Annotated in this window: 22 protein-coding genes, 1 tRNA gene and 1 riboswitch; of the genes, 12 read left to right on the forward strand and 11 right to left on the reverse strand. The window is 62.6% G+C overall.

Annotation, left to right across the window (positions count from 1 at the left end):
• Nucleotides 1–24: 24 nt before the first annotated feature.
• Entirely contained in the window at nt 25–507 is a 483-nt protein-coding gene (locus HZ993_RS21500) for a nuclear transport factor 2 family protein (RefSeq protein ID WP_209394737.1), read from the reverse strand.
• A gap of 103 nt (nt 508–610) precedes the next feature.
• On the opposite strand from HZ993_RS21500, the gene HZ993_RS21505 reads away from it, so the two are divergent.
• Together HZ993_RS21505 and HZ993_RS21510 are read left to right on the forward strand one after the other, a co-directional pair.
• Complete coding sequence (locus tag HZ993_RS21505; RefSeq protein ID WP_209394738.1) at nt 611–3,139, forward strand: ABC transporter permease; 2,529 nt, start codon at nt 611–613, stop codon at nt 3,137–3,139.
• 209 nt (nt 3,140–3,348) lie between these two features.
• Nucleotides 3,349–5,034 (forward strand): diguanylate cyclase domain-containing protein, encoded by a 1,686-nt coding sequence (locus HZ993_RS21510; protein WP_209394739.1) that lies wholly within the window; start codon nt 3,349–3,351, stop codon nt 5,032–5,034.
• A 6-nt stretch (nt 5,035–5,040) separates the two neighbouring features.
• Here HZ993_RS21510 and HZ993_RS21515 read toward each other — a convergent pair whose 3' ends face one another.
• Nucleotides 5,041–6,660 carry a sensor histidine kinase gene (locus HZ993_RS21515; RefSeq protein WP_209394740.1) on the reverse strand — a complete coding sequence of 540 codons (1,620 nt, stop codon included), beginning with the start codon at nt 6,658–6,660 and terminating at the stop codon, nt 5,041–5,043.
• A 136-nt stretch (nt 6,661–6,796) separates the two neighbouring features.
• Here HZ993_RS21515 and HZ993_RS24715 point away from each other — a divergent pair, with 136 nt between their 5' ends.
• Nucleotides 6,797–7,192 (forward strand): NAD(P)-binding domain-containing protein, encoded by a 396-nt coding sequence (locus tag HZ993_RS24715; RefSeq protein WP_245213717.1) that lies wholly within the window; start codon nt 6,797–6,799, stop codon nt 7,190–7,192.
• Nucleotides 7,189–7,650, forward strand: a complete 462-nt coding sequence (locus HZ993_RS24720) for a hypothetical protein (RefSeq protein ID WP_245213718.1) — start codon at nt 7,189–7,191, stop codon at nt 7,648–7,650. The genes HZ993_RS24715 and HZ993_RS24720 overlap by 4 nt, the downstream gene beginning before the upstream one ends.
• On the opposite strand, the gene HZ993_RS21525 is transcribed toward HZ993_RS24720, so the two are convergent.
• Nucleotides 7,647–9,617 carry a sigma-54-dependent Fis family transcriptional regulator gene (locus tag HZ993_RS21525; RefSeq protein WP_209394741.1) on the reverse strand — a complete coding sequence of 657 codons (1,971 nt, stop codon included), beginning with the start codon at nt 9,615–9,617 and terminating at the stop codon, nt 7,647–7,649. The two genes, HZ993_RS24720 and HZ993_RS21525, sit on opposite strands and share 4 nt — an antisense overlap.
• A 295-nt stretch (nt 9,618–9,912) precedes the next feature.
• Here HZ993_RS21525 and HZ993_RS21530 point away from each other — a divergent pair, with 295 nt between their 5' ends.
• A complete protein-coding gene (locus HZ993_RS21530; RefSeq protein ID WP_209394742.1) occupies nt 9,913–11,433 on the forward strand; it encodes an aldehyde dehydrogenase family protein in 1,521 nt (506 codons plus the stop codon).
• A 274-nt stretch (nt 11,434–11,707) separates the two neighbouring features.
• Nucleotides 11,708–12,073: a DUF779 domain-containing protein gene (locus tag HZ993_RS21535; RefSeq protein WP_209394743.1), complete on the forward strand. Its 366-nt coding sequence runs from the start codon at nt 11,708–11,710 to the stop codon at nt 12,071–12,073.
• A gap of 77 nt (nt 12,074–12,150) precedes the next feature.
• Here the strand turns inward: HZ993_RS21535 and HZ993_RS21540 are convergent, their stop codons facing one another.
• From HZ993_RS21540 to HZ993_RS21550, 3 genes are read right to left on the reverse strand one after another with little or no spacing between them, the layout of a single operon-like run.
• A complete protein-coding gene (locus HZ993_RS21540; RefSeq protein ID WP_209394744.1) occupies nt 12,151–12,426 on the reverse strand; it encodes a hypothetical protein in 276 nt (91 codons plus the stop codon).
• A gap of 46 nt (nt 12,427–12,472) precedes the next feature.
• Complete coding sequence (locus HZ993_RS21545; protein ID WP_209394745.1) at nt 12,473–12,925, reverse strand: hypothetical protein; 453 nt, start codon at nt 12,923–12,925, stop codon at nt 12,473–12,475.
• Between the two features lie 4 nt (nt 12,926–12,929).
• Complete coding sequence (locus HZ993_RS21550) at nt 12,930–13,592, reverse strand: chloramphenicol phosphotransferase CPT family protein (RefSeq protein ID WP_209394746.1); 663 nt, start codon at nt 13,590–13,592, stop codon at nt 12,930–12,932.
• A gap of 109 nt (nt 13,593–13,701) precedes the next feature.
• Here HZ993_RS21550 and HZ993_RS21555 point away from each other — a divergent pair, with 109 nt between their 5' ends.
• Nucleotides 13,702–14,172 carry a hypothetical protein gene (locus HZ993_RS21555; protein ID WP_209394747.1) on the forward strand — a complete coding sequence of 157 codons (471 nt, stop codon included), beginning with the start codon at nt 13,702–13,704 and terminating at the stop codon, nt 14,170–14,172.
• A gap of 24 nt (nt 14,173–14,196) precedes the next feature.
• Here HZ993_RS21555 and HZ993_RS21560 read toward each other — a convergent pair whose 3' ends face one another.
• The 4 genes from HZ993_RS21560 to radC all read right to left on the reverse strand — a co-directional run bounded on the left by HZ993_RS21560 (nt 14,197) and on the right by radC (nt 17,248).
• Nucleotides 14,197–15,240 carry an AI-2E family transporter gene (locus HZ993_RS21560; protein WP_209394748.1) on the reverse strand — a complete coding sequence of 348 codons (1,044 nt, stop codon included), beginning with the start codon at nt 15,238–15,240 and terminating at the stop codon, nt 14,197–14,199.
• Nucleotides 15,240–15,800: a restriction endonuclease gene (locus tag HZ993_RS21565; RefSeq protein ID WP_245213719.1), complete on the reverse strand. Its 561-nt coding sequence runs from the start codon at nt 15,798–15,800 to the stop codon at nt 15,240–15,242. The genes HZ993_RS21560 and HZ993_RS21565 overlap by 1 nt, the downstream gene beginning before the upstream one ends.
• A gap of 75 nt (nt 15,801–15,875) precedes the next feature.
• On the reverse strand, nt 15,876–16,541 hold the full coding sequence (locus HZ993_RS21570) for a Smr/MutS family protein (RefSeq protein WP_209394750.1): 666 nt from the start codon (nt 16,539–16,541) through the stop codon (nt 15,876–15,878).
• Nucleotides 16,538–17,248: a DNA repair protein RadC gene (gene radC, locus HZ993_RS21575; RefSeq protein ID WP_209394751.1), complete on the reverse strand. Its 711-nt coding sequence runs from the start codon at nt 17,246–17,248 to the stop codon at nt 16,538–16,540. The genes HZ993_RS21570 and radC overlap by 4 nt, the downstream gene beginning before the upstream one ends.
• Nucleotides 17,249–17,352: 104 nt before the next feature.
• Here radC and HZ993_RS21580 point away from each other — a divergent pair, with 104 nt between their 5' ends.
• From HZ993_RS21580 to HZ993_RS21595, 4 genes are all read left to right on the forward strand, one after another.
• Complete coding sequence (locus HZ993_RS21580; RefSeq protein ID WP_209394752.1) at nt 17,353–17,811, forward strand: peptidylprolyl isomerase; 459 nt, start codon at nt 17,353–17,355, stop codon at nt 17,809–17,811.
• Nucleotides 17,808–18,755, forward strand: coding sequence for a 4-hydroxy-3-methylbut-2-enyl diphosphate reductase (gene ispH, locus HZ993_RS21585; protein WP_209394753.1), 948 nt, complete (start codon nt 17,808–17,810; stop codon nt 18,753–18,755). The genes HZ993_RS21580 and ispH overlap by 4 nt, the downstream gene beginning before the upstream one ends.
• 92 nt (nt 18,756–18,847) lie before the next feature.
• Nucleotides 18,848–20,164, forward strand: coding sequence for a serine--tRNA ligase (gene serS, locus HZ993_RS21590; RefSeq protein ID WP_209394754.1), 1,317 nt, complete (start codon nt 18,848–18,850; stop codon nt 20,162–20,164).
• 37 nt (nt 20,165–20,201) lie between these two features.
• Nucleotides 20,202–20,289 (forward strand) — tRNA-Ser (locus HZ993_RS21595).
• Nucleotides 20,290–20,347: 58 nt separating this feature from the next.
• On the opposite strand, the gene HZ993_RS21600 is transcribed toward HZ993_RS21595, so the two are convergent.
• Nucleotides 20,348–21,703: a M48 family metalloprotease gene (locus HZ993_RS21600; protein WP_209394755.1), complete on the reverse strand. Its 1,356-nt coding sequence runs from the start codon at nt 21,701–21,703 to the stop codon at nt 20,348–20,350.
• Between the two features lie 219 nt (nt 21,704–21,922).
• Nucleotides 21,923–22,010, forward strand: a riboswitch (cyclic di-GMP riboswitch).
• Nucleotides 22,011–22,076: 66 nt separating this feature from the next.
• Between HZ993_RS21600 and HZ993_RS21605 the strand changes: the two genes are divergently transcribed.
• Nucleotides 22,077–22,448 carry a hypothetical protein gene (locus tag HZ993_RS21605; RefSeq protein ID WP_209394756.1) on the forward strand — a complete coding sequence of 124 codons (372 nt, stop codon included), beginning with the start codon at nt 22,077–22,079 and terminating at the stop codon, nt 22,446–22,448.
• Nucleotides 22,449–22,450 lie beyond the last annotated feature (2 nt).

The raw sequence follows: 22,450 nt of genomic DNA on the forward strand, positions 1-22,450 counted from the left end.
CTGACACTCCTTAACTGGGCTGGTTTACTTGGGCATCTTGGTGATCTGCACGCTGGTAATTTTCCACACACCGTTGGTGCGCACATACACATCGATGTAGCGGTAATGCGAGTCAAAGGCCTTGCCGTCATAACTGCCGGTCATGCGGGTGCGCCCGCTGAGCAGGGCCGTGTCGCCATACAAGCGCACCTCAAAGTCTTCTACCGTGTAGGGGTTGATCGTCAGCTTGGGGGACAACAGGCCGTCTACAAACGAGGCCTTGGTCTCGATGTCGGCACCCCCGTCGATCTGGCGAAAGTCCTCGGTCATATTGGCTTCTATGCCCACTTTGTCCTTGCGCACAATGGCCTGGTCCCAGGCATGGGCCTGTCGGGTCAGCTGGGCGATGTCGGCGGCGCGGCTGGTGCTGGAAGCGGGGTGGTCAGCGGTCGCCATGCCGCTGCAGCCTGCCAGGCACAGCAGTGCCAGCAGGCTGGCGGCTGTGGCCAGGCGTAGTATCGTTTTCATGGTGTTCATGGACTCACAGGTTTGCAAAGGGGCACAGCATAACGACTGGCAGCCCATGTCCCCTTAGCCGATGCTTGGGGCCGAGATGCGCTAAGGTAGCGCCATGACTATTTCATTTTGGACTCTGGGCTGGCGCACCCTGTGGCGGGACCTGCGCTCTGGTGACTTGCGGCTGTTGATCGTGGCCGTGACCCTGGCGGTAGCCGCCCTGACCGCGGTGGGGTTCTTTGCTGACAGGCTCAAAGGCGGTTTGCAGCGTGATGCACGCCAGCTGCTGGGCGGTGATGCCGTCATCTCCAGCGACAACCCGACGCCTGCGGCCTTTGTCGACAAGGCCCGCAGCCTGGGCCTGAATGTGGTGACCAGCCTGGGCTTCCCCACCATGGCCCGCGCCGCGGAAGAGCAGGGCGGCGCTGCCAAACTGGTGGCGCTGAAAGTGGTGGAGCCGGGCTACCCCCTGCGGGGCAGCCTGCGGGTGGCCAGCGCGCCCGATGCGCCCAGCGCCGCCACCCGGGCCATTCCCGCGCCAGGGCAGGCCTGGGTGGATGTGGCCTTAATGGAGGCCCTGGGCCTCAAGATGGGTGACCCGCTGCTGCTGGGTGATGCCCGCCTGACCGTGCACACCATCATTGCTATCGAGCCCGACCGGGGCGGTGGTTTCATGAACTTCGCCCCCCGGGTCATGATCAACACCGCCGACATTGCCGCCACCAAACTGATACAGCCCGCCAGCCGTCTGAACTACCGCATGGCCGTGGCCGGAGACGAAAAACCCGTGCAGACCTTTGTGACCTGGGCAGATGCCCAGGTTAAACAATCCAGCGCCAACGGCCTGCGTGGCCTGCGGGTCGAATCATTGCAGGCCGGGCGGCCTGAGATGAGCCAGACCCTGGACCGGGCCGACAAGTTCCTGAGCCTGGTTGCTTTGCTCGCGGCGCTGCTAAGCGCGGTGGCCGTGGCCCTGTCGGCCCGCGCCTTTGCCGCCAACCATTTGGACGACTGCGCCATGTTGCGGGTGCTGGGCCTGCGCCAGCGCACCATTGCCGCGGCCTATACGTTTGAGTTTGCGCTGGTGGGTGCTTTTGCCAGCGCCCTGGGTGTGTTGGTGGGTTACGGCGTGCACTACCTGTTTGTGGCCTTGCTGGCAGGCCTGGTGGATGCTGCGCTGCCAGCGGCCACCTTCTGGCCGGTGTTGCTGGGCATGGGCATGGGCCTGACCCTGCTGTTTGCCTTTGGCCTGCCGCCCGTCTTGCAACTGGCCCAGGTGCCACCGCTGCGCGTGATACGCCGCGATGTGGGCAACCTGCGCCCGGCCTCGCTGGGGGTTTTGGCGGTGGGTGTGCTGGGTTTTGCGGCCCTGTTGCTGGCTGCCAGCAGTGATTTGACGCTGGGCATGATTGCCGTGGGCGGTTTTGGTGGGGCGGTGCTGGTGTTCGCAGCCCTGAGCTGGGTAGCGGTCAAGGTGCTGCGCCGCAGCGTCAACGAGGCCACGGCCCCGCGCTGGCTGGTGCTGGCCACGCGCCAGGTGTCGGCCCGCCCGGCCTACACCGTGGTGCAGGTCAGCGCGCTGGCCGTGGGCCTGCTGGCCCTGGTGCTTTTGGTGCTGCTGCGGACCGACCTGATCAGCAGCTGGCGCAAGGCCACACCACCCGATGCACCCAACCGTTTTGTCATCAACGTGATGCCAGACCAGTCGGACGGCTTCCAGAAAATGCTCAAGGACGCGGGTGTGCAGCGTTACGACTGGTACCCCATGATCCGCGGCCGCCTGGTCGCCGTGAACGGCCGCGCCGTCACACCCGATGACTACACCGAAGACCGTGCCAAACGCCTGGTGGACCGCGAGTTCAATGTCTCGTTCAATGCCACGTTGCCCCCGCAAAACGAGGTCGTGGGCGGCCAATGGACAACGGAGGAAGCCGGTGCCATCAGCGTGGAAGACGGCATTGCCACCACGCTCAAGCTCAAGCTGGGTGATGTGCTGCGCTTTGACATCGGCGGGCAACAGACCGAATCCAAAATCACCTCGCTGCGCAAGGTGGACTGGGGCAGCATGCGGGCCAACTTCTTTGTGATCTACCCCGTCAGCAACCTGGACAACGTGCCCACCACCTACATGGGCGCCTTCAAGGCGCCGCCGACCAAGGGCTTCGACAACGCCTTGGTGCGCCAATTCCCCAATGTGACCAATGTGGACATGACCAGCACCATTGCCCAGGTGCAGCGGGTGCTGGACCAGGTGATCCGTGCCGTTGAGTTTTTGTTTGGCTTCACGCTGGCGGCGGGGTTGGTTGTGCTGTTTGCTGCGGTGACCGCCACACGCGAGGAGCGTGCCCGTGAATACGCCATCATGCGCGCCGTGGGCGCCAAGGGCAGCCTGCTGCGCCAGGTGCAGCGTGCCGAACTGGCCGGTGTGGGCCTGCTGGCCGGTGTGCTGGCGTCTGTGGTGGCCGGGGGTGTCGGTTGGGCGCTGGCGCGTTTTGTGTTCGAGTTTGACTGGACCGTGTCGCTGTGGGTGCCGGTGTTTGGCGGACTGGCCGGTGCGGTGCTGGCGCTGGCGGCCGGCTGGTGGGGCCTGCGTGAGGTGCTGAACCGCCCCGTGGTGGAAACGCTGCGCCGGGCGGCGACCTGAGGTTTTTGTATTTGCTATTTGTTTGATAGCGATATAACTATATTTTACGGGGGCTAGAGGCGCTTTTTGCTTATAAGCCTCTGGCGCCATGCATCCAAGCACGAGCGTGTTGTACCCGTGGTGTCTGTCACACCCGTGTGGTGGTACAAACAGCCGGGAAGGGGTATCCTGACTGCAGCGCAATTTTTTGCGCAGGGGCTGGGGTTCGCATGGCACAACCACATTCATCGGGCTTGGGGCTGAGGAAGGCGGCTTCCATACGGGCGCATCTGCTGGTTTTGGTACTGGCGCTGGCCGTGCCGCTGGTGGCCGCTATCGGGCTGGAGATCGTAGGGCAGATGCAGCAGGCCGTGGCCCACACCAAGAGTGCGCTGCGCACGCTGGCCAAGACCATGGCCAGCAACACCGGGGGCAAGATCGCCAATGCCAGCCGCACGCTGGAACGCCTGGCGCTGCGCCCCATGGTGCAGGCGCTGGACCCGAAAAACTGCGACCCTATCCTGGCCGATCTGGTCAATCTGAACCCCGACTACGCCAACGCCGTCTACACCAACCTTGAAGGTGTGGTGGTCTGCTCGGCCGTATCGCAGCCTGGCGGCAAGCTGGTCAACATCGGCAACACCCCCTGGTTCAAGCGCCTGTTGGACAACCGCCGCTTCACCGTGGGCGAGCCATTCTTGGGACCCATCACTGGAAAGTGGGTGTCGGTGTTGGCAACGCCCATCTGGAACGCCCAACACGAAATGGTGGGCTCGGTGCAGCTGCCCATTGAACTCAAAGCCTTTGACCCCAACATCCCCGCAGACGACCTGCCCCAGGGCAGCCGTTACGGCTTTTTCCAGGACGACGGCATCATGGTCTGGCGCAACCTGGACCCTGAGGGGGTGATTGGCACGCGCCCTGACGCCGAGGCCGCCCGAAAAATCGTGGCGCTGCGGGATGGCGAGTTCGAAAGCTTGGCCGTGGATGGAGTGGTGCGGTATTTTTCTGTGGTGCCCATGCCCGAGGTGGGTTGGGTGGCCTTTGTCGGGGTGCCGACCGACCGGGTGTATGCGGCAGCCAAACAGCGCGCTTTGGCAACGGCGGCGGTTGCACTTTTGGCATTGGTCGTGCTGGTGCTGCTGGCGCTGGCCATGGCCCGGCGCATCAGCGAGCCCATCGTGGCCTTGGTCCAGACGGCGCGGGCCGTGCAGGGCGGCAACCGCCTGGCACGCGCGGCCAGCCAGGGACCCTGCGAAGTGGCCGAAGTGGCCAATGCCTTCAACGCCATGACCGATGGCTTGCAGGCATCGGCCCGGGCGCTGGAGGCCGAGGTGGCCGAGCGCAAACAGGTGGAGGCCCAGGTGCGGGAGGTGGCCTTCCACGACCCCCTGACCCATCTTCCCAATCGCCTGTTGCTCAATGACCGCTTGAGCCAGGCCCTGGCGGCCAGTGCCCGCGGTGGTGTGTACTGCGCACTGATGTTTCTGGATCTGGACCACTTCAAGCCGCTCAACGACGCACATGGCCACGAGGTGGGTGACCTGTTGCTGATAGAAGTGGCCGCACGTCTGAGCAGTTGTGTGCGCCAGGCCGATACGGTGGCCCGTTTTGGCGGGGACGAATTTGTGGTGGTTTTGAGTGATTTGCACGCAGACCCCGTTATTGCCCATGCGCAAGCCCAGGCGGTGGCAGAAAAAGTGCGCGCGCTGCTGGCAGCCCCCTACCTGATGACCGTTGTGCACGCTGGCCAGCCTGACGTGCTGGTGCAGCACCAGTGCAGTGCCAGCATTGGTGTGGCCCTGTTTGCAGGGCCACAGGCCAGCACGGCCGACATTCTCAAATGGGCCGATGCGGCCATGTACCAGGCCAAGAAGGCCGGGGGCAATACGGTTTGTTTTGCTACGCCCTCTTGAACCGCTCTACACAGACAGTTGGGGCGCACAGCGCGGCAGCGTCAGCGTAAAGGTGGTGCCGGTCTCTTGGCTGCTGTGCAGTTCGATCTTTCCGCCCATGATGCCGGTGACGATGTTGTAGACAATATTCATCCCCAGGCCCGATCCGCCTTGCCCCAGCTTGGTGGTGAAAAAGGGATCAAACACCCGGGCCTGGTGCTGCGCAGGAATGCCAATACCATCGTCGCTAAAGGCAATCTCCACCCGTTCGTCGTCCAGGGGCCGGCAACTCAGTCGCATGGTGCCGCTGCTGCGCCCTTCAAAGCCGTGGGCCAGCGCATTGCTGATGAAGTTGGTGACGACCTGGCCCAGCGGCCCGGGGTAACTGTCCATGGTGATGCCCTCGGCCAGCGCGCATTGCATGGCATAGGGCTTTTTCTTGTACATGGGCTCCAGCGTGATCAGGATCTCGGACAGGTTCTGAGCCAGGTCGAAGTGACGGCGCAGGTTGCTGGAGCGGTCCACGGCCACCCGTTTGAAACTGCCTATCAGCTCTGCAGCCCGGTCCAGGTTGCGCACCAGAATGTCGGCCCCTTCGGCACTGTCGTTCAGGGTGCGCTCCAGCGTGGAGCGGCGCATATTGCCTTCCTGCATATCCTTCAGCAGGCTTCGGGCTTGGTCCTTCATGGCGCTGGCCACGGTCACACAGTTGCCAATGGGCGTATTCAACTCATGGGCCACACCGGCCACCAGGGAGCCCAGGGCCGCCATCTTTTCCGAGCGGTGCAACTCGGTCTGCATGTTCTTGATGGTGGCCAGCGTGGTCTCCAGCTCCTGGTTGGCCTGCTCCAGCTTGAGCGTGCGCCGCTGCACACGTTGCTCCAGCTGGAACTCGCGTTCTTCCAGCACGTCCATCATCTTGTTGAAGGCGATGCTCATCTCTGCAATGTCGCGCGGCCCTTCCGGCTTGGCACGCATGTTGGACTCGCCGTTCTCGGCGCGGTGCATCAGTTGGGAGAGGTCCACCAGGGGGCGCATCAGTTGCCCCGTGGCCCGCTGGATCAGCCACAGCAGCAGGCTGGCAAAGGCCAGTGTTACCAGCAGGTTGCCGACAAACAAGGAGAAGACCAGGCGGTTCAGGCTGCCCTTGCCCACCACCACCTGCACACTGCCCAACAGCGTTTGTTTTGGCTCATCCACCTCGAAGGGGGAGTTTTGCGATGGTTCACTGTGCACCGGCACCGCAAAGTACAACTCTTCGCCAGTTTCCCACTGCGCTGGTGTGGGTGTGGAGTCACCCTGGGGCAGGGTTCGCGCCTGTGCGGGGGTGTTGCCCTTGACCTGGCTGGCCAGGACCTTGCCATTGGCGTCCAGAATGCGGACCTGCAACACATCGGGAAAGGCCAATGTGGTTTTGAGTGCAGTCTCGGCGTTGTCGGCCGAGTGGTAGAGCAGGGCCAGTGTGCTTTGGCCCGCGAGGTTTTGCGCGATCTGCTGGCCCTGCTCTATCAGGTAGGACTTCATCCGCCGGCTGGCTTCATACGACGTAGTCAACGAAGAAAACAGCGCCAGACCAAAAATTGCCACGCTGACGATGGTGGTCAGCTGTCGGCTGAAGCGCATGCGGCTGACGGTGCTGAACGGCATGGCCGGATTATGACGCCGCACCCCAGAGCCGCATGAGCCAGTTTGGCATAACGCTATGCATCAGATTTTGTAATAGAGCACTACGTGCCCACAGCACACAATACGGGGTCTTATTTCTTTTCAGGATCGACCCACCATGGCGAACATTGCGTTTTTAGGTACAGGACTATTGGGCGGTGCGCTGGCCGAGGCGGCAGCCCAACGCGGCGACACGGTCACCGCATGGAACCGCTCCGCCGACAAGGTGGCAGCCTTGGCCCCCTTTGGCATCAAGGCCGCGGCTACCGCAGCGGATGCAGTACGCGGCGCCACCCGCGTGCACCTGGTGCTGAAGGACGATGCGGTGGTGGATGCTGTTGTAGCGGCCGCGCTGCCGGGCTTGGCGCCCGACGCTATCGTGCTAGACCACACCACCACCTTGCCAGCGTTAACAGCCGCACGCGCCGCACGCCTGGCGGCCCAAGGTGTCAACTACTTACATTGCCCGGTCTTCATGGGCCCCGCCGCGTATATAAAGCACAGGGTTCCATGATGGTGGCGGGCCCCAAGGCCTTGTTTACGCGGGTGCAGACTGCATTGGCAGCCATGACCACACGGCTGGAGTTCATGGGTGAGCGCAGCGACTTGGCCGCAGTGAACAAGCTGTTTGGCAATGCCATGATCATTGGTGTGTCCGCCGCCATGGCCGACATCCTGACCCTGGCCCAGGCCAGCGATGTAGACCCGCAAGATGCGGTCAAGCTGTTGGGCCTGCTGGACCTGAACGGCATGGTGGCGGGGCGCGGTGTCAACATGGCCAAGGCCAATTGGGAGGCCAGCTTCGAGCTGGACATGGCGCGCAAAGATGTGCGCCTGATGCTGGAGACCGCTGGTAGCCGCCCACTGGCCGTGTTGCCCTCCATCGCCGCCCGCATGGACCAGCTGATTGCCGCCGGCCACGGCGCTAAGGATGCCTGTGTGCTGGGGATTGATGCGGTGACGCGCGCTTAAGGTTCCGAGCGGAGTTTGCGGTACAGCGTGTTGCGGCTGATGCCCAAAAGCCGCGCCGCCTCCGACAGATTGCCTCCGCACTGCGCCACGCTGCGCTCTATGGCCTGGCGGGATTGCGTGCGCAGATCAGCGGCCAAACCGGTGTCTGGCGCGGCGTCTTCTGCAACCGCATGGGGTTGCCGCAGCGCCTGCAACAGATCATCCGGCAAATGCTCCCAGCTGATGGTGTCGTCGTCTGCATCCAGCAGCGCACAGGCGGTGCGCAGCGCGTTGATCAACTGGCGCAGGTTGCCCGGCCAGCGGTAGGCCTGCAGGGCCTGCAGCAGGTCGGGGGCGATGCAAACGTTGCGTTCGGGCACCAGTGTGTGTAGCTCGCGCTGCAGCAGGTGCTGCAGGTCGCTGCGTTCGCGCAGTGGTGGCAGGCGCAGCGTCAGGCCGTTGAGGCGGTAGTACAGGTCTTCGCGAAAGCGCCCAGCCAACATCTCCGCGGGCAAGTCGCGGTGCGTGGCGCAGACCAGGCAAAAGTCCACTGCCACCGGTTTGCCCCCGCCCAGTGGCACCACCATGCGTTCCTGCAACACGCGCAGCAACCGCGCTTGCAGTGACAAGGGCATGTCCCCAATCTCGTCCAGAAACAGGGTGCCGCCATGGGCCTCGCGGATACGGCCCGGTGCACCTTCGCGCCGTGCGCCGGTGAAGGCGCCACTCTGGTAACCAAACAGTTCGGCTTCGATCAAATTTTCGGGCAGGGCGGCGCAGTTGACGGCCACAAAGGGCTGGTCACGCCGTGGACCGCTCTGGTGGGCGGCGCGGGCAAACACTTCCTTGCCCACGCCCGATTCACCTTGCAGCAATATGGCAATGGGTTTGCCCAGCAGCTTGCGTGCGCGGCTGATGGCGGCGTGGAAGACAGCATCACCCGTGTCCAGCGCGGCGAGTGCATCGGTGCTGGGTGCTGTGGGCACATCCTGCACGGGGCGAATATCGGTGACGCGGCCATGGCGTGCAGGGTGCGACAGGCGACCCGCCTCCACCCGCACCCAGGCGGCATGCCCGTTGGCGGTGTGCACCACGTGGGGTGTGGCGCTAGAGCGCTGGCCCCAGTCCATCAACTGGTCCATGGACTCTGCCAGTACGGTGTGCACCGGCGTCACCAGCAGGCTTTTCCAGGTCAGACCCAGCAGCTCCAGCGCAGCCGCATTGGCGCCTACCAGCATGCCGTCCTCAGTCACGGCCAGCAGGCCCTCGGCCACCGTGCCTATGCCTTCGGGCTGGTGGTGCAAACGCAGGCGCAGGCCGCTCCATTGGCGGGTGTCGTGTCGTGTATCAAACAAGCGGTGTTCGATCATGCGTGCGGCCGAGCGCACCAGGCCCAGCGTGTGGCGGTGGTAGCCGCGGTGGTCACCCGACACATCCAGCGCACCCAGGATGCGGCCCTTGGGGTCCAAAATGGGCACGGCAGCGCAGGTCAAGAATCCGTTGCGCTCCAGGTAGTGTTCGGCTGCGTGCACCACCACGGCATGTTCTTCGGCCAGCGCCGTGCCAATGGCGTTGGTGCCGCGAAACTGCTCGTGCCAGGTGGCCCCCAGGCGCAGGGCCACACGTTCGGCGCGGCCTATGAACTGCGGATCGCCCAGTGTGTGCAGCAACATGCCATCGGGCCCGGCCAGGATGCTCATGCTGTCCGTGCCGCGGGTTTGCTCGTGCAGGAATTCCATCACCGGGTGGGCGTGGGCGATCAACTCGCGCTGGCGCTCCAGTGCGCGGGTTAGTTGTGCGCCCGATGCATTGGGTGCACCCGGCATGCGCCCTACGGGTTGCAAACCGGCCTGCCAGCAGCGCAGCCAGGAGCGCGCCAGGTCGCTCTGAATCAGGTCGGTGGGCAGGCGCCCCTGGCTGACCAACTGGCGGCGGGCTTCACGCAGCTGGCTGGGTACCGAGCGTTCCTGCAATGCGGGTGCGGGCATGGGCCTTGTCTCCTGTTTTTCTGGCATTGTGCGCCAGCGCCAAACGCCACTTCAACCCGTTTGGCGCAACACCTGTTCCGTTTTGACACAGTGGGTGCGCCAGAGCTGCGCAGGTGTGACAGCGCCAGGGCGGCAGCACGGCCATCGCACGCACTCAAATTTCGCCTTTGCCGCCGTTTTGTGCGCAAACGCCACGCTGGCACGCAGCCTGCAAAGCAGTGTGCACGTAACCGCGGCGCCCCCAAAGCCTGCGGCTTCGTGACCAACATTTCAAAACAATCTGGAGACAACCCACATGCTGTACGCAAAACCCGGTTCGCCCGAAGCACCCCTGCAATTCAAGGCGCAATACGACAACTTTATCGGTGGCAAATTTGTTCCACCGGCCAAGGGTGAATACTTCGAGGTCATCACCCCGGTCACCGGCAAGCCCTACACCCGTGCCGCCCGCTCCACCGCGGCGGACATTGAACTTGCGCTGGACGCCGCCCACGCCGCGGCCGATGCCTGGGGCAAGACCGATGCGGCCACCCGCTCCAATATCCTGCTCAAGATTGCCGACCGCATCGAGGCCAATCTGGAACTGCTGGCCTATGCCGAAACGGTGGACAACGGCAAACCCATCCGTGAAACGCTGAATGCCGACATCCCCCTCACAGTGGACCACTTCCGCTACTTCGCTGGTTGCCTGCGGTCACAAGAAGGCGCCTTGAGCAACATCGACGAGAACACCGTGGCCTACCACTTTCAGGAGCCGCTGGGTGTGGTGGGGCAGATCATTCCGTGGAACTTCCCCATCCTGATGGCGGCCTGGAAACTGGCGCCCGCCCTGGGTGCGGGCAACTGTGTGGTGCTCAAGCCGGCAGAGTCCACCCCCATCAGCATTTTGATTGTGGCCGAGCTGATTGCCGACCTGCTGCCACCCGGTGTGCTGAACATCGTCAACGGTTATGGCCGCGAGGCGGGCATGCCGCTGGCCCAGAGCAAACGCATTGCCAAGATTGCGTTTACGGGTTCTACATCCACGGGCCGCGTGATTGCGCAAGCCGCCGCCAACAACCTGATCCCCGCTACGCTGGAACTGGGCGGCAAGTCGCCCAATATTTTCTTTGCCGATGTGATGGACAAGGACGATGGCTTTCTGGATAAGGCCATTGAAGGCATGGTGTTGTTCGCCTTCAACCAGGGCGAGGTCTGCACCTGCCCCAGCCGCGCGCTGATCCAGGAATCGATCTACGACAAGTTCATGGCCAAGGTGCTCAAACGCGTGGCGGCCATTGTGCAAGGCAGCCCGCTGGACACCGACACCATGCTCGGCGCGCAGGCCTCCAAAGAGCAGATGACCAAAATTTTGTCGTACCTGGACCTGGGCAAACAAGAGGGCGCCGAGGTGCTGATAGGCGGTGCGCAGGCCCATCTGGGTGGCGACCTAGCCGGTGGTTACTACGTGCAGCCCACGCTGTTCAAGGGCCACAACAAGATGCGTATCTTTCAGGAAGAAATCTTTGGCCCCGTGCTGGCCGTGACCACGTTCAAGGACGAAGCCGAGGCGTTGGAGATTGCCAATGACACGCTCTACGGACTGGGCGCTGGTGTGTGGAGTCGCAATGGCAACGTGGCCTACCGCATGGGCCGCGCCATCAAGGCGGGGCGCGTGTGGACCAACTGCTACCACGCCTATCCCGCACATGCGGCGTTTGGCGGCTACAAGGAATCAGGCATTGGCCGCGAGACCCACAAGGTCATGCTGGACCATTACCAACAGACCAAGAACCTGCTGGTGAGCTACAGCGAAGCAAAGTTGGGGTTCTTCTAACCAGCCAATAAAGCCCCTTCTCACCGGAGGGGCCGCCACGCGGATTCCCAAAGGGCGCCCACCTCATACTGGGGTACCAGAAATCGGTGTGCGCCCTTTGGGAATCCACGTGGCTTTTGTGTAGTGCAATACGACGGTGGAGCTCCAGGCACCCGGCTTCGTGGACTGTGTGGGCAGACACCGATTTCTGGTATCCCAGTATGAGGTGGCTGCCCACACAGTCCACGAAGCTGCGAGCGCCAACAATGCCGAACGCCACCAGGAGATAAAAACCATGGTCGACAAAGTCATAGCCACCCAAGCCGCTCTGGAACTGGTGGCCTTCCTCAAAACCAAACACGGGCCGCAGCTGATGTTCCACCAAAGTGGCGGCTGCTGCGACAACAGCGTCGCCAACTGCTACCTGCCCGGCGAGATCACCATGGGCGCGGGTGATGTGTACCTGGGCGAGATTGGCGGTTGCCCGTTCTACATTGGCAAAGGCCAGTACGAATACTGGAAACACACCCAACTCATCATCGACGTGGTCGATGGCCACGGTGGCACGTTTTCATTGGAGGGGTCGGAAGGCAAGGCCTTTCACACGCGGTCTCGGGTGTTTACGGCTGAGGAAATGCTTGAGCTTCAAATCGGGCTGTAGCCCCCGTATTAATTGGGTAGTATGCTATTACATTGATAGCTTTTGTAGGGAGGCTGGGTTCGTTCGACCCTGCCCTCTCAATTCGGGCAGACCACTTCGCCCGTTGCCTTGCGCGTGAAGCACAGGTCGTTATTCTTCTTCGGGCCATCAGCGTCTGCCGCCTGTTTCTTGGCCTTCTCTTCCTTCTCAAATGCCGCCATCGTTTCCTTCTTCTTGCTCTCGCAGTTGGCGCGTGCCTCGGGGGTGGGGTATTTCAGGCAAGACTGTTCGACGCGCGACATGGCATTTTCCCCAGCAGTTGCAAAAGCCGTGGGAATGAGTAGCAGGAAAGGAGTGAGTCGTCGAATCAACATGTGGTGATGCCTTGTTTGTAGTGGTGTGAGCCGTGGTTTGGCCCGCTCACTTGGTACTCAAAACGCCTTCTATCTTCTTTTTGTCCAGGTACTGCACGTAGTCCCCAACGGACTTGGCCACACTGCGGTTGCCCATCAACTCCTGCATCGCCACCTCACCCAGTGATTTGAAGGCCTGGAACATATTGGTGTTAGCACCGCCGCCTTCGCTCCTTGCAGCCCGTACCTCGGCCGTGCAGTTCTCGGTGAGCAGGCGGGTGACCAGATTGGCCATGTTTTTGTTCGACTGGATGGTTTGTTCTTCGGTTGCTGCCGAGAGTTCGCGGATGTCGGGATGTGCGGTCATCGCCATGAATATCCAGCGGGCCAGTTCCTTGCGGTCTTTGCCGGTGGTGTTGTCGACCAGGCAGGTGCCCAGCGCCTCCGATGGGGAGGCTGCGAATGCAACATGTGGAAGGACAAAGGCGAGGCTGAGAATCAGGGCAGAGATGGGGCGCATGGATTTAATGGGTAGTGGCTGTTGTGGAAGTTTGGCAAGCAGTTTGCGGATGGTAGCTATCCGCTTGCAGGGCAATCCCGAAGCTGGCCTGCACCGCCCTGAAAGCCCTGGGCTCGGGTTGGGTGTCCAGCCAGGCCAGCACGTCACCCGCGCACTGCTCGGTGGTCGCCGCGGTGGTGTCAACCTGGAAGTCATACACCTTGCCCATGTGGATGGTTTTGAACTGGCCCGCCGCCAGGCCGATCTCCCGGTCGCCACGGTCCTGTTCGCGACGCGTCAGTTCTTCCAAAGCACAGTTGACACCCACCAGGTAAACCGGCAGCCCGTCCAGGTCTTCCAGCAGGTAACGCCAGTCTTCACGGTGCCACAGCACGGTGTCAAAAATCACGTCGATGCCATGGCGCACATACTCTGACAGTGCGGCGTGCATGGCGCGGCACAGGGCTGCATGTTTCAGTGCCACCAGCACAGGGTCTTGTTCGTTCCAGGCCTCCCAGTAGTCGTTAGGTTCCATGCGGCGAAAGGCATCGAGTTGCAGGTGCTGGATGGGTCTGCCCCGGCGTGCCTGCAGGGCCCGCGCCAAAGAGCTTTTGCCGGAGCTGGACGTTCCGTTCAACACGATGATGTTGGCGGGCGGCGGCAATGAGTGTCGGGGGACGGTGGGCATATCAGATGGGAGTATTCATGTGTGGCGCTGGGGTGTATTGTCCACGCCGCGGCGCTGCTGCCACAATCGCCCATCTCCAACCGCCTGCGCAGAGTGCGCCACCGCCCCTATGTACGACACCATCAAACTCCTCCATCTGGTCGCTGGCATCGTGTGGATGGGGGGCATGACCTTTATGCTGTTGGCCCTGCGGCCTGCAGCGCTGGAGGTGCTGGAGCCCCCGGTGCGGGCGCGGCTGATGGGTGCCGTGTGGCGCCGGTTTTTTAACCTGGTGCTGGGGGCGATTGTGGTCTTGCTGTTCACTGGCAGCCACCTCTACACCAGTGCATTCCGGGCGGCGAAGGCGGCGACCGGAACGGGCAGTGTGCCGCTGGGCTGGAACCTGATGTTTGGCATTGGGGTGGCCATGGTGCTGGTGTTTGGCCACATCTACTTTGCGGGCTTTCGCAAATTCAAGCGCGCTTTGGCGGCATCCGAATTGCCCGTTGCCGCCCAGGCCGCCGCACAAATCAACCGCCTGGTCATCCTCAACTTTGTGCTCGGCTGGCTGGCAATTGCCGCCGTGCGCCTGGTGCACTAAGCCCTGGCCCGGGCTATCACACGTTTACAACCACTCGCGCCACACCGCCAGCGCCACGGCCAGAATCACAGGGCCCAGGAACAAGCCGACTAGCCCAAACGCCGCCAGCCCGCCCAGCACGCCAAACAGGGCCAGGATGAAGGGAATGTCGCTGCCGCGTGACAGCATGATGGGCCGCACAATGTTGTCCACCCAGGACACTACCAACACGCCCCACAACAACAGCCCTATGCCAGCCGTGGTCTGGCCCGTGAACAGCAGCCACATCGCCGCACCACCCCAGACCAGGGGGGTGCCAAAGGGAATCAGCGCCACCAGACCCGTTACAGCCATCAGCGTGGCGGGTGCGGGCAGGCCGGCCACCCAGTAGCCCAGGCCGGCCACCAGCGCCTGCACCAGCGCGGTCAGCACAATGCCGTACACCACGGCGCGCGTGGTATTGCCCACGGCGTTGACGTAGCCATCGGTGCGCTCGCGTAGCAGGCCTTTGAGCACGGAGCGCGCCTGCTCCAGCAGGCTCAGGCCGTGCAAGTAGGCAAAGAACAGGGTGAAGAGTGAAATGCCCAGTTTGACGATGTTTTTGCCCACACCGCCCAGCAGGGTCCACAGCTCGGTATCCAGCTTGCCCAGCAGAGCCTTGAGTTCGGTTTGCCAGCGCTGGGGTTCAGCCAGCACGGCATCGAGCCAGGCCATCAGCTCCGGCCCCACGATGGGCAGCGACGCCACAAAGGCCGGCGGGTGCAGGCGCCCGGCTTGCAGCTCGTGCGCCAGGTAGTCGGCCAGCACGCTGACATCGGAGCGCAGCAGGTACAGCAGCCACAACGTGGGCAAGACCACCAGGGCGGCCATCAGCAGGGTCATGCACAGGGCGCTGGCCCAATCGCGCCCGCCCGTCCACTGCAGCAGGCGTGCATACAGCGGCCAGGTGGCAAACGCCAAGATGCCAGCCCACAGCATGGAGACCACAAACGGCGCCAGCACCAGGGCCACCGCACTGCCCAGTGCCACTACCAGCAGGCCCAGCACCACCAGGCGAATCGTTTCTGCGCGAATAGGGTGGTCGGACATCACATCACCTCCACTATCAGAGCGCCCAGCTCGCTGGAAGCAATCAGCACCATGCCGTGCTCCTGCGCAAAACGCCGGGCATTGTCGGTCACATTGGCCAGGCTGATGTAGTGGGCGTGTTGTGCGCCCTGGGCCTGCTGCGCCTGCTGCAGCGCACGCAAGGCTTCCACACCATGGCTGGCGGCTTTCCAGCGTTTGCAGCTCACCAACGTTACAGCGCCGTTTTTAGTCAACTGCAGGTCGGCCGCGGGGCTGTTGATGCGGGTGACGGCGTAGCCTTGTGCAGTAAAGGCTTTCTCCAGCGTGCTCGCAAAATCGGCCCACGACATGGTGGCCGCGCGGGCCAGCGCGTCCGATACCTTCTGGGGATTGGGCAACTTCCACTGCCGCCAGGCGCTCATGGCGGCGATCACCACAAAGGGGAAAGCGCCCATGATGCCCACCACCACATAGGGCTCTGGCAGCAGTGCACGGGCGGCGATGGCAAAACCCACCACAATCAGCAGGCTGTACCACCATGGCGAGCGCAGCAGCACCGCAAAGAGGGAGTTTTTCGCCATTTTTAACTTCATAAACCTACCTGTTATCTGCCTGTGGAACGAAAGGCCTGCAGTGTACGGGGCAACGCAGGGCCTTTACAGCGCACGCAAGGGCTGCAACAGCACCACCAGGGCCCCGGCACCCCCTTGCGCCGGTGGTGCCTGCACAAAGGCCACGATCTCTGCGCGTTGCACCAACCAGCGGTGCACCTTGTCCTTGAGCACCGGCGCCTTGCCGGGTGAGCCCAGGCCCTTGCCGGTGACCACCCGCACGCAGCGTATGCCTTGCTTGTGCGCCTCGCGGATGAAAGCGCCCAGGGCCTCGCGCGCATCGTCGGTGCGCAGGCCGTGCAGGTCGATCTGGCGCTGGATGCTCCATTTGCCACGGCGTAGCTTGTAGGTCACATCTGGCCCCACGCCGGGGCGGCGGAAGCTCAGGCGCTCGTCGGTCTCTAGCAGGGTGGTGATGTCCACCTCGTCGCTGATGGATTCGGTGTAGGCCGCCGCTTCGTCCAGCAGGTGTTGCACGGGTGTGGGCGGTGGAGGGCTGGGCCTGAGGTTGGCGACGCGTGGCTCCGGCAGGCGCTGCACCTGGCCCACGGCCGCCTGGAACAGGCTGCGGTGTTCGCGGGCACGTTTGGCCTCCAGGGCCTTTTGGGCGGCCGCCTGGGCTGCGCGTTCGGCCTGGGCAGCGATTTCCTTCTTGACCTGCTTGAGATCTGCCAGTGACCCCACCTTGAAGGGTTTTGGCGTGGCGGTCACAACAGGCCTTTTTCGGCCATAGACAGCGCCTGACCCGGCCCCACGATGATGTGGTCCAGCACGCGTATGTCCAGCAGGGCCAGCGCGGATTTGAGCGTTTGTGTCAGCGCCTCGTCCGCGCGCGAGGGTTGCACGGTGCCGCTGGGGTGGTTGTGGGCCAGCACCACGGCGCTGGCCTGGTGGTGCAGGGCGCGCACGGCCACCTCGCGCGGATAGACGCTGGTCTGGGTGAGGGTGCCGCGAAACAGCTCCTCCATCGCAAGCAGGCGGTTCTGCGCATCCAGAAACAACACGGCAAACACTTCGTGGCCCTTGGCCGCCAAATGCAGCTTTAAATAATGCTTGATGGTGTCGGGGTCGGCAAACACCGTGCGCTCCTTCAGCTGCTGGGCCATGGCCCGGCGCGCCAGCTCCAGCACGGCCACCAGTTCAGCCCGTTTGGCTGGCCCCAGGCCCTTGACGCGCTTCAAATCGTCCGCCGTGGCGTGGAGTAAACCCGAAATACCATCGAAGCCCCCGTCAGTATTGCCTGGGGTGCTATCTTTTTTGAGGTGCAGCAGCTCATCCGCCATCTGCAGTACACCCTTGCCCTGGATGCCGGTGCGCAGCAGCAGGGCCAACAATTCGGCGTCGCTCAATGCGCCGGGGCCGCGCGCCAGCAGCTTTTCACGCGGCCGGGCGTCGGGGGGCAGGTCTTTCAGGGGCATGGTATGGGAGGGCGCGGCCGGGGGCTTTGGCCGGGTTTCTACAATAGAGGGCAGTTTAATGCTTGCCCCCGCTCTGCGGCCCGGCAGCACCCACAGAGACCCTTATGACCACAACGACCGCGACCTGCGTACAGCCAGGCTCCTTCCTCACCCTGCATTACCGCCTGAGCGGCCCGGCAGGCGACGTGATCAATACCTTTGGCGGCTCCCCCGCCACGCTGACGCTGGGCACCGGAGAACTGTCCCCCGCCGTCGAAACCTGCCTAATCGGCATGGAAGATGGCACCCGCCGCACGTTTGAGCTGCCCGCCGGCGCTGCCTTTGGTGAGCGCAACCCCGAGATGCAGCAGTGGCTCTCCAGCAAGGAGCTCAAATCCCTGGGCGACCCCAACGAACAATACGCCGCGGGCGACGTGGTGCAGTTCCCCACCCCGGACGGCCAGGGCCAGTTTGCCGGCGTGGTGCTGCAGGTGGCCGAGGGCAGGGGTGTGCAGTTTGACTTCAACCACCCGCTGGCCGGACAGCCGGTGGTTTTTGAAGTGCAGTTGATCGGCATCTTATGAACACGGCACCAACTTCGGAAATCCTGCTCGCCGAGCCCCGCGGCTTTTGCGCCGGTGTCGATCGCGCCATCGAGATCGTGGAGCGCGCGCTGCAAAAATTCGGCCGCCCCATCTACGTACGCCACGAGATCGTGCACAACACCTATGTGGTGAACGACCTCAAGGAGAAGGGTGCTATCTTTATTGAAGCACTCGATGACGTACCGCCGGGGGCTACCCTCGTTTTTTCTGCACACGGTGTGTCCAGGGCCATCCAGCTGGAGGCCGAAGCCCGCGGCTTCCAGATTTTTGACGCCACCTGCCCGCTCGTCAGCAAGGTGCATGTGGAAGTGGCCAAGCTGCACAAAGAGGGTTATGAATTCATCATGATCGGCCACAAGGGCCACCCCGAGGTGGAAGGCACCATGGGCCAGCTCGACAGTGGCATCCACCTGGTGGAAGACGTGGCCGACGTCGCACGCATCAACCCGTCGCAGACCACCAAGCTGGCCGTGGTGACCCAGACCACACTCAGCGTGGACGACGCTGCTGAGATTGCCGCCGCTGTGAAGGCGCGTTTTCCCGATGTGCGGGCACCCAAGCAGCAGGACATTTGTTACGCCACCCAAAACCGCCAGGACGCGATCAAGATCATGTCGCCCCAGGTGGACATCGTGATTGTGGTGGGCAGCCCCACATCGTCCAACAGCAACCGCCTGGCCGAGCTGGCGCGCAAGCTGGGCGTCGAGAGTTATATGGTCGACAGCGCTGCCGAGTTGCAAACCGACTGGTTCAAAGGCAAGAGCCGCGTGGGCCTGACCGCCGGCGCCTCGGCCCCGGAGATTCTGGTGCGAGAGGTGATTGACCGCATCCGCGCGCTGGGCGCCGTGTCCGTGCGCAAGATGGACGGTATCGAAGAAACCACCAAGTTTCCGCTGCCCAAGGGTTTGCGGATGGAGGCCTGAATCGCCTTCGAAATGCTATAGTTTATATAGCGTATTGCATAATGTATTCGGGGGCTAGAGCCCTATTTGACTCAAAGAGAATTGGTAAAACCATGTTAGACATCAACCTGCTGCGCAAAGACCTGGATTCGGTCGTCGCCCGCCTGCAAACCCGCAAGAACCCCCAGGCCTTCCTGGATGTGGATACCTTCAAGGCGCTGGAAGCGGAGCGCAAGACCATCCAGATCCGCACCGAAGAACTTCAGAGCAAGCGCAACACCCTGTCCAAACAAATCGGCATGCTGAAGGCCAAGGGCACACCGGCCGAGGTCGATGCCGTAATGGCCGAGGTGGCGGGCTTGAAGACCGAGCTGGAAACTTCTGCCACGCGCTTGGACGTGATCCAGGCCGAGATGCAGACCCTGCTGTTGGCAGTTCCCAACCTGCCACACGAATCTGTGCCCGTGGGTGAAGACGAACACGGCAATGTGGAAGTGCGCCGCTGGGGCACCCCGGCCGCTTTTGACTTCGATATCAAAGACCACGTGGACATCGGCACACCGCTGGGCCTGGACTTTGAAATGGGTGTCAAGCTGTCGGGCTCACGCTTCACGGTCATGAAGGGGCCGGTTGCCCGCATGCACCGCGCCTTGAGCCAGTTCATGCTGGACCTGCAGACCCAAGAGCACGGCTACACCGAGTGTTATGTGCCCTACGCCGTGAATGGTGAGTCGCTGAAGGGCACGGGCCAACTGCCCAAGTTCGAAGGCGATTTGTTTGCCGCAAAAAAGGGCGGCCAGGAGGGCGAAGCCCAGCCAGACCATACCGCGCTGTACCTGATCCCCACCAGCGAAGTGCCGCTGACCAATTTTGTGCGCGACACCGTCGTGGCCGAGGCCGATCTGCCGATCAAGTTGACCGCCCACACGCCCTGCTTCCGCTCCGAGGCCGGTAGCGCCGGGCGCGACACCCGTGGCCTGATCCGCCAGCACCAGTTCGACAAGGTGGAGATGGTGCAAATCGTGCACCCCGATACCAGCTACGAAGCGCTGGACGCCATGGTGGGCCACGCCGAAGCCGTGTTGCAAAAGCTGGGCTTGCCCTACCGCGTGATGAGCCTGTGCACCGGCGACATGGGTTTTGGCGCGACCAAGACCTATGACCTGGAAGTCTGGCTGCCTGCGCAAAACACCTTCCGCGAAATCAGCTCGGTCTCCAACTGCGAAGCCTTCCAGTCGCGCCGCCTGCAGGCCCGTTACAAGAATGCCCAGGGTAAGAACGAACTGCTGCACACGCTGAACGGCTCCGGCCTGGCCGTAGGCCGCACGCTGGTGGCCGTGCTGGAGAACTACCAGAACGCGGATGGCTCGGTCACGGTGCCAGAAGCCCTGCGCCCTTACTTGGGCGGCATGGTGACCCTCAGACCCTGATAGAATCTTGGCTTCGTCCAAACGAAGCAACTAATCAGGAAGAGTGGCAGAGTGGTCGAATGTACCTGACTCGAAATCAGGCGTACCGCAAGGTACCGAGGGTTCGAATCCCTCCTCTTCCTCCAGTGACAACGGTCTGTAGCTATCTAATCAATAGCACAGACCGTTTTCTTTTGTGCAGGGTCAGCCGTTGCCGTGCAGCTTTTGCAACAGGCTGGTGTCGCCAGCACTGGCCTTTTGGCGGGCCAGGGTGAACCACCAGGTGCTGGCCAGGTGAAAGTCGTAGGGGCTGTAGCCCTTGGCGCGCGTGGCCTTGCCAAACTCTTCAGCCGCCACTTTGTAGTCCTTGTTGTTGGTGAAGGCGGCGGTTTGGCTCTTGCTCAGTTCAATCCAGTCCGATTGCGGAATCGGCGCCTCGCCCGCCACGGCCTTGCCGGTGCGCTGGGCTTCGGCTGCGGCCTTGGCATGGTTTGCAAACGGGCCGATGGCTGTCTCCAGGTAGACGATGCCGTATTGCACGGCCAGGGCGCTGTCTTCCTGCATACGTTTCACCCAGGCCTCGGTCAACTTGCCGGCGCTGGCTTCGGTCAGTTTGAATTTGGCGTAGACCTTGGCGTGTTGGTTATCCGGGGCTGCGGCCAACTCATTCACGTAGGCAGCGTAACGCTCCAGGCTGAAGCCCTGTATGGGCACCAGCGACGCGGCGCTGGGCGCAGCCAGTGCCATACGACCGGCGGCATTCGGCGCGGAGGTGGTTTCTTTCTCCTCTTCTTCACTGTCCTGCGGCAGGTTCAGCGCGACCAGGGGCTGGCCCAGCAGGGGTTTGGCCAGATCGTTTTTGGCGATCAGGGCCTCCAGCTCGGCGGCGCGGTCTTTGGAGGGCGGGTGGGTGCGGAACAGCGAGAAGCTGTCGTCATTACCCGCCAGTTCCAGCAGCTTCTTCTGCAGCCGTACGGCACCCATGGGGTTGTAACCGGCGGCGATGGCCCACTCAAGGCCCTGGGTGTCGGCCTCGCGTTCCTGGTCGCGGGAGAAGGAGCTGGACAAGACCTTGGCGCCGGTGCGTCCTACGGTATGGCCCAGTTGTGAAGTGCCCAACTTGTAGTTGATGGCTGCGCCGGCAATGGCACCCAGGACGCCGAGTACACCTTCGGTGGACTTGGTTTTGCTGATGTGTTCCTTGCCGTGGTGGGCGTATTCGTGCGCCAGCACGGCGGCAATGGCGTCGCGGTCGTGCTGCAAGGCTTCCAGCAAGCCCCAGTTCAACACCACCCAGCGTTCACCTTTTTGCTCGGTGGCGTAGGCATTGACGTCTTCCTCGTCCGAAACGAATAGGCGCAGGGTAAGACCGCTGGCGCCGGCCAATTTGCGGTGCATGTCGGCCAGATCCTGGTAGAAGGCCTTTTCCGACGGATCTTTGGCCGCTGCGGCCGCCTTGACCACGTCGACCAGCTCTTGCGCCCAGGCGCCCATGGGTAAACCCAGCGCCGCACACAAGGCGGCTCCAGTTGCCCAGCGGCGTACGTTTTGTAAAACCATTTGTTTTTCCTCCCCACAAAAAAATACCAGCTCACGGCTGGTTTGGTGGGTAAATTTTACCGGTCGGTGTACGCCGAAGTGCCATCTCCAGGCTTTTGGTACCGAGTTGTAACATCTGCTTGCAAATATCCCGAGGTGCAAGTAATATTCAAGTTAGCGGTAGTGCTTTCCATTAGGGGTACTGCCTCTCGCAGCCAGCGAGGCGGCTCGAAAGAGCAAATCTGGCAAGGGCAAACTTGACGAAAGTCAAGGACGCAAAGCTCCGGGCTACATGACTTTTGAGTCGTTTGCCAGCGGGGTTGCCATCGAAAGTGGTCAAAATTTTCGATGTTGCGTCGCCCTTTATTTGTTAACTCAAACTAAAGGCGGCTGTATGACCAAGCACTCCAACCGAAATATTCCTGTCGAGCAGTGGCCCGAGTCATTGGACATTCTGCGCCACCTCGCAACACTGAGCGAGCCCATCCCGATCAAGGATGTTGCGCATTACGTCAGCGCACCCGAAATTTCCACCCGCAATCGCCTAGCCAAATTGGAAGCCCAGGGCACGGTCCGTGCGCTGCGCGCCTCCGCCAATCTGGGCCCGGGTAAGCAGGTGACCTGCACCCACTATGTCATCACGCAGTACGGTAAAGACTGCGCGGGTGGCCGCTCGCAAAACCAGAGCCAGGCATTCAGCGTCTGCGCCAACAGCGTGTTTTCCTGGGCGGCGGCGGTGGGCTCGGGTCAAGCCATGAAGCGCTGAGC

It is taken from the genome of Rhodoferax sp. AJA081-3 (assembly GCF_017798165.1).
Taxonomy (GTDB): Bacteria; Pseudomonadota; Gammaproteobacteria; order Burkholderiales; family Burkholderiaceae_C; genus Allorhodoferax.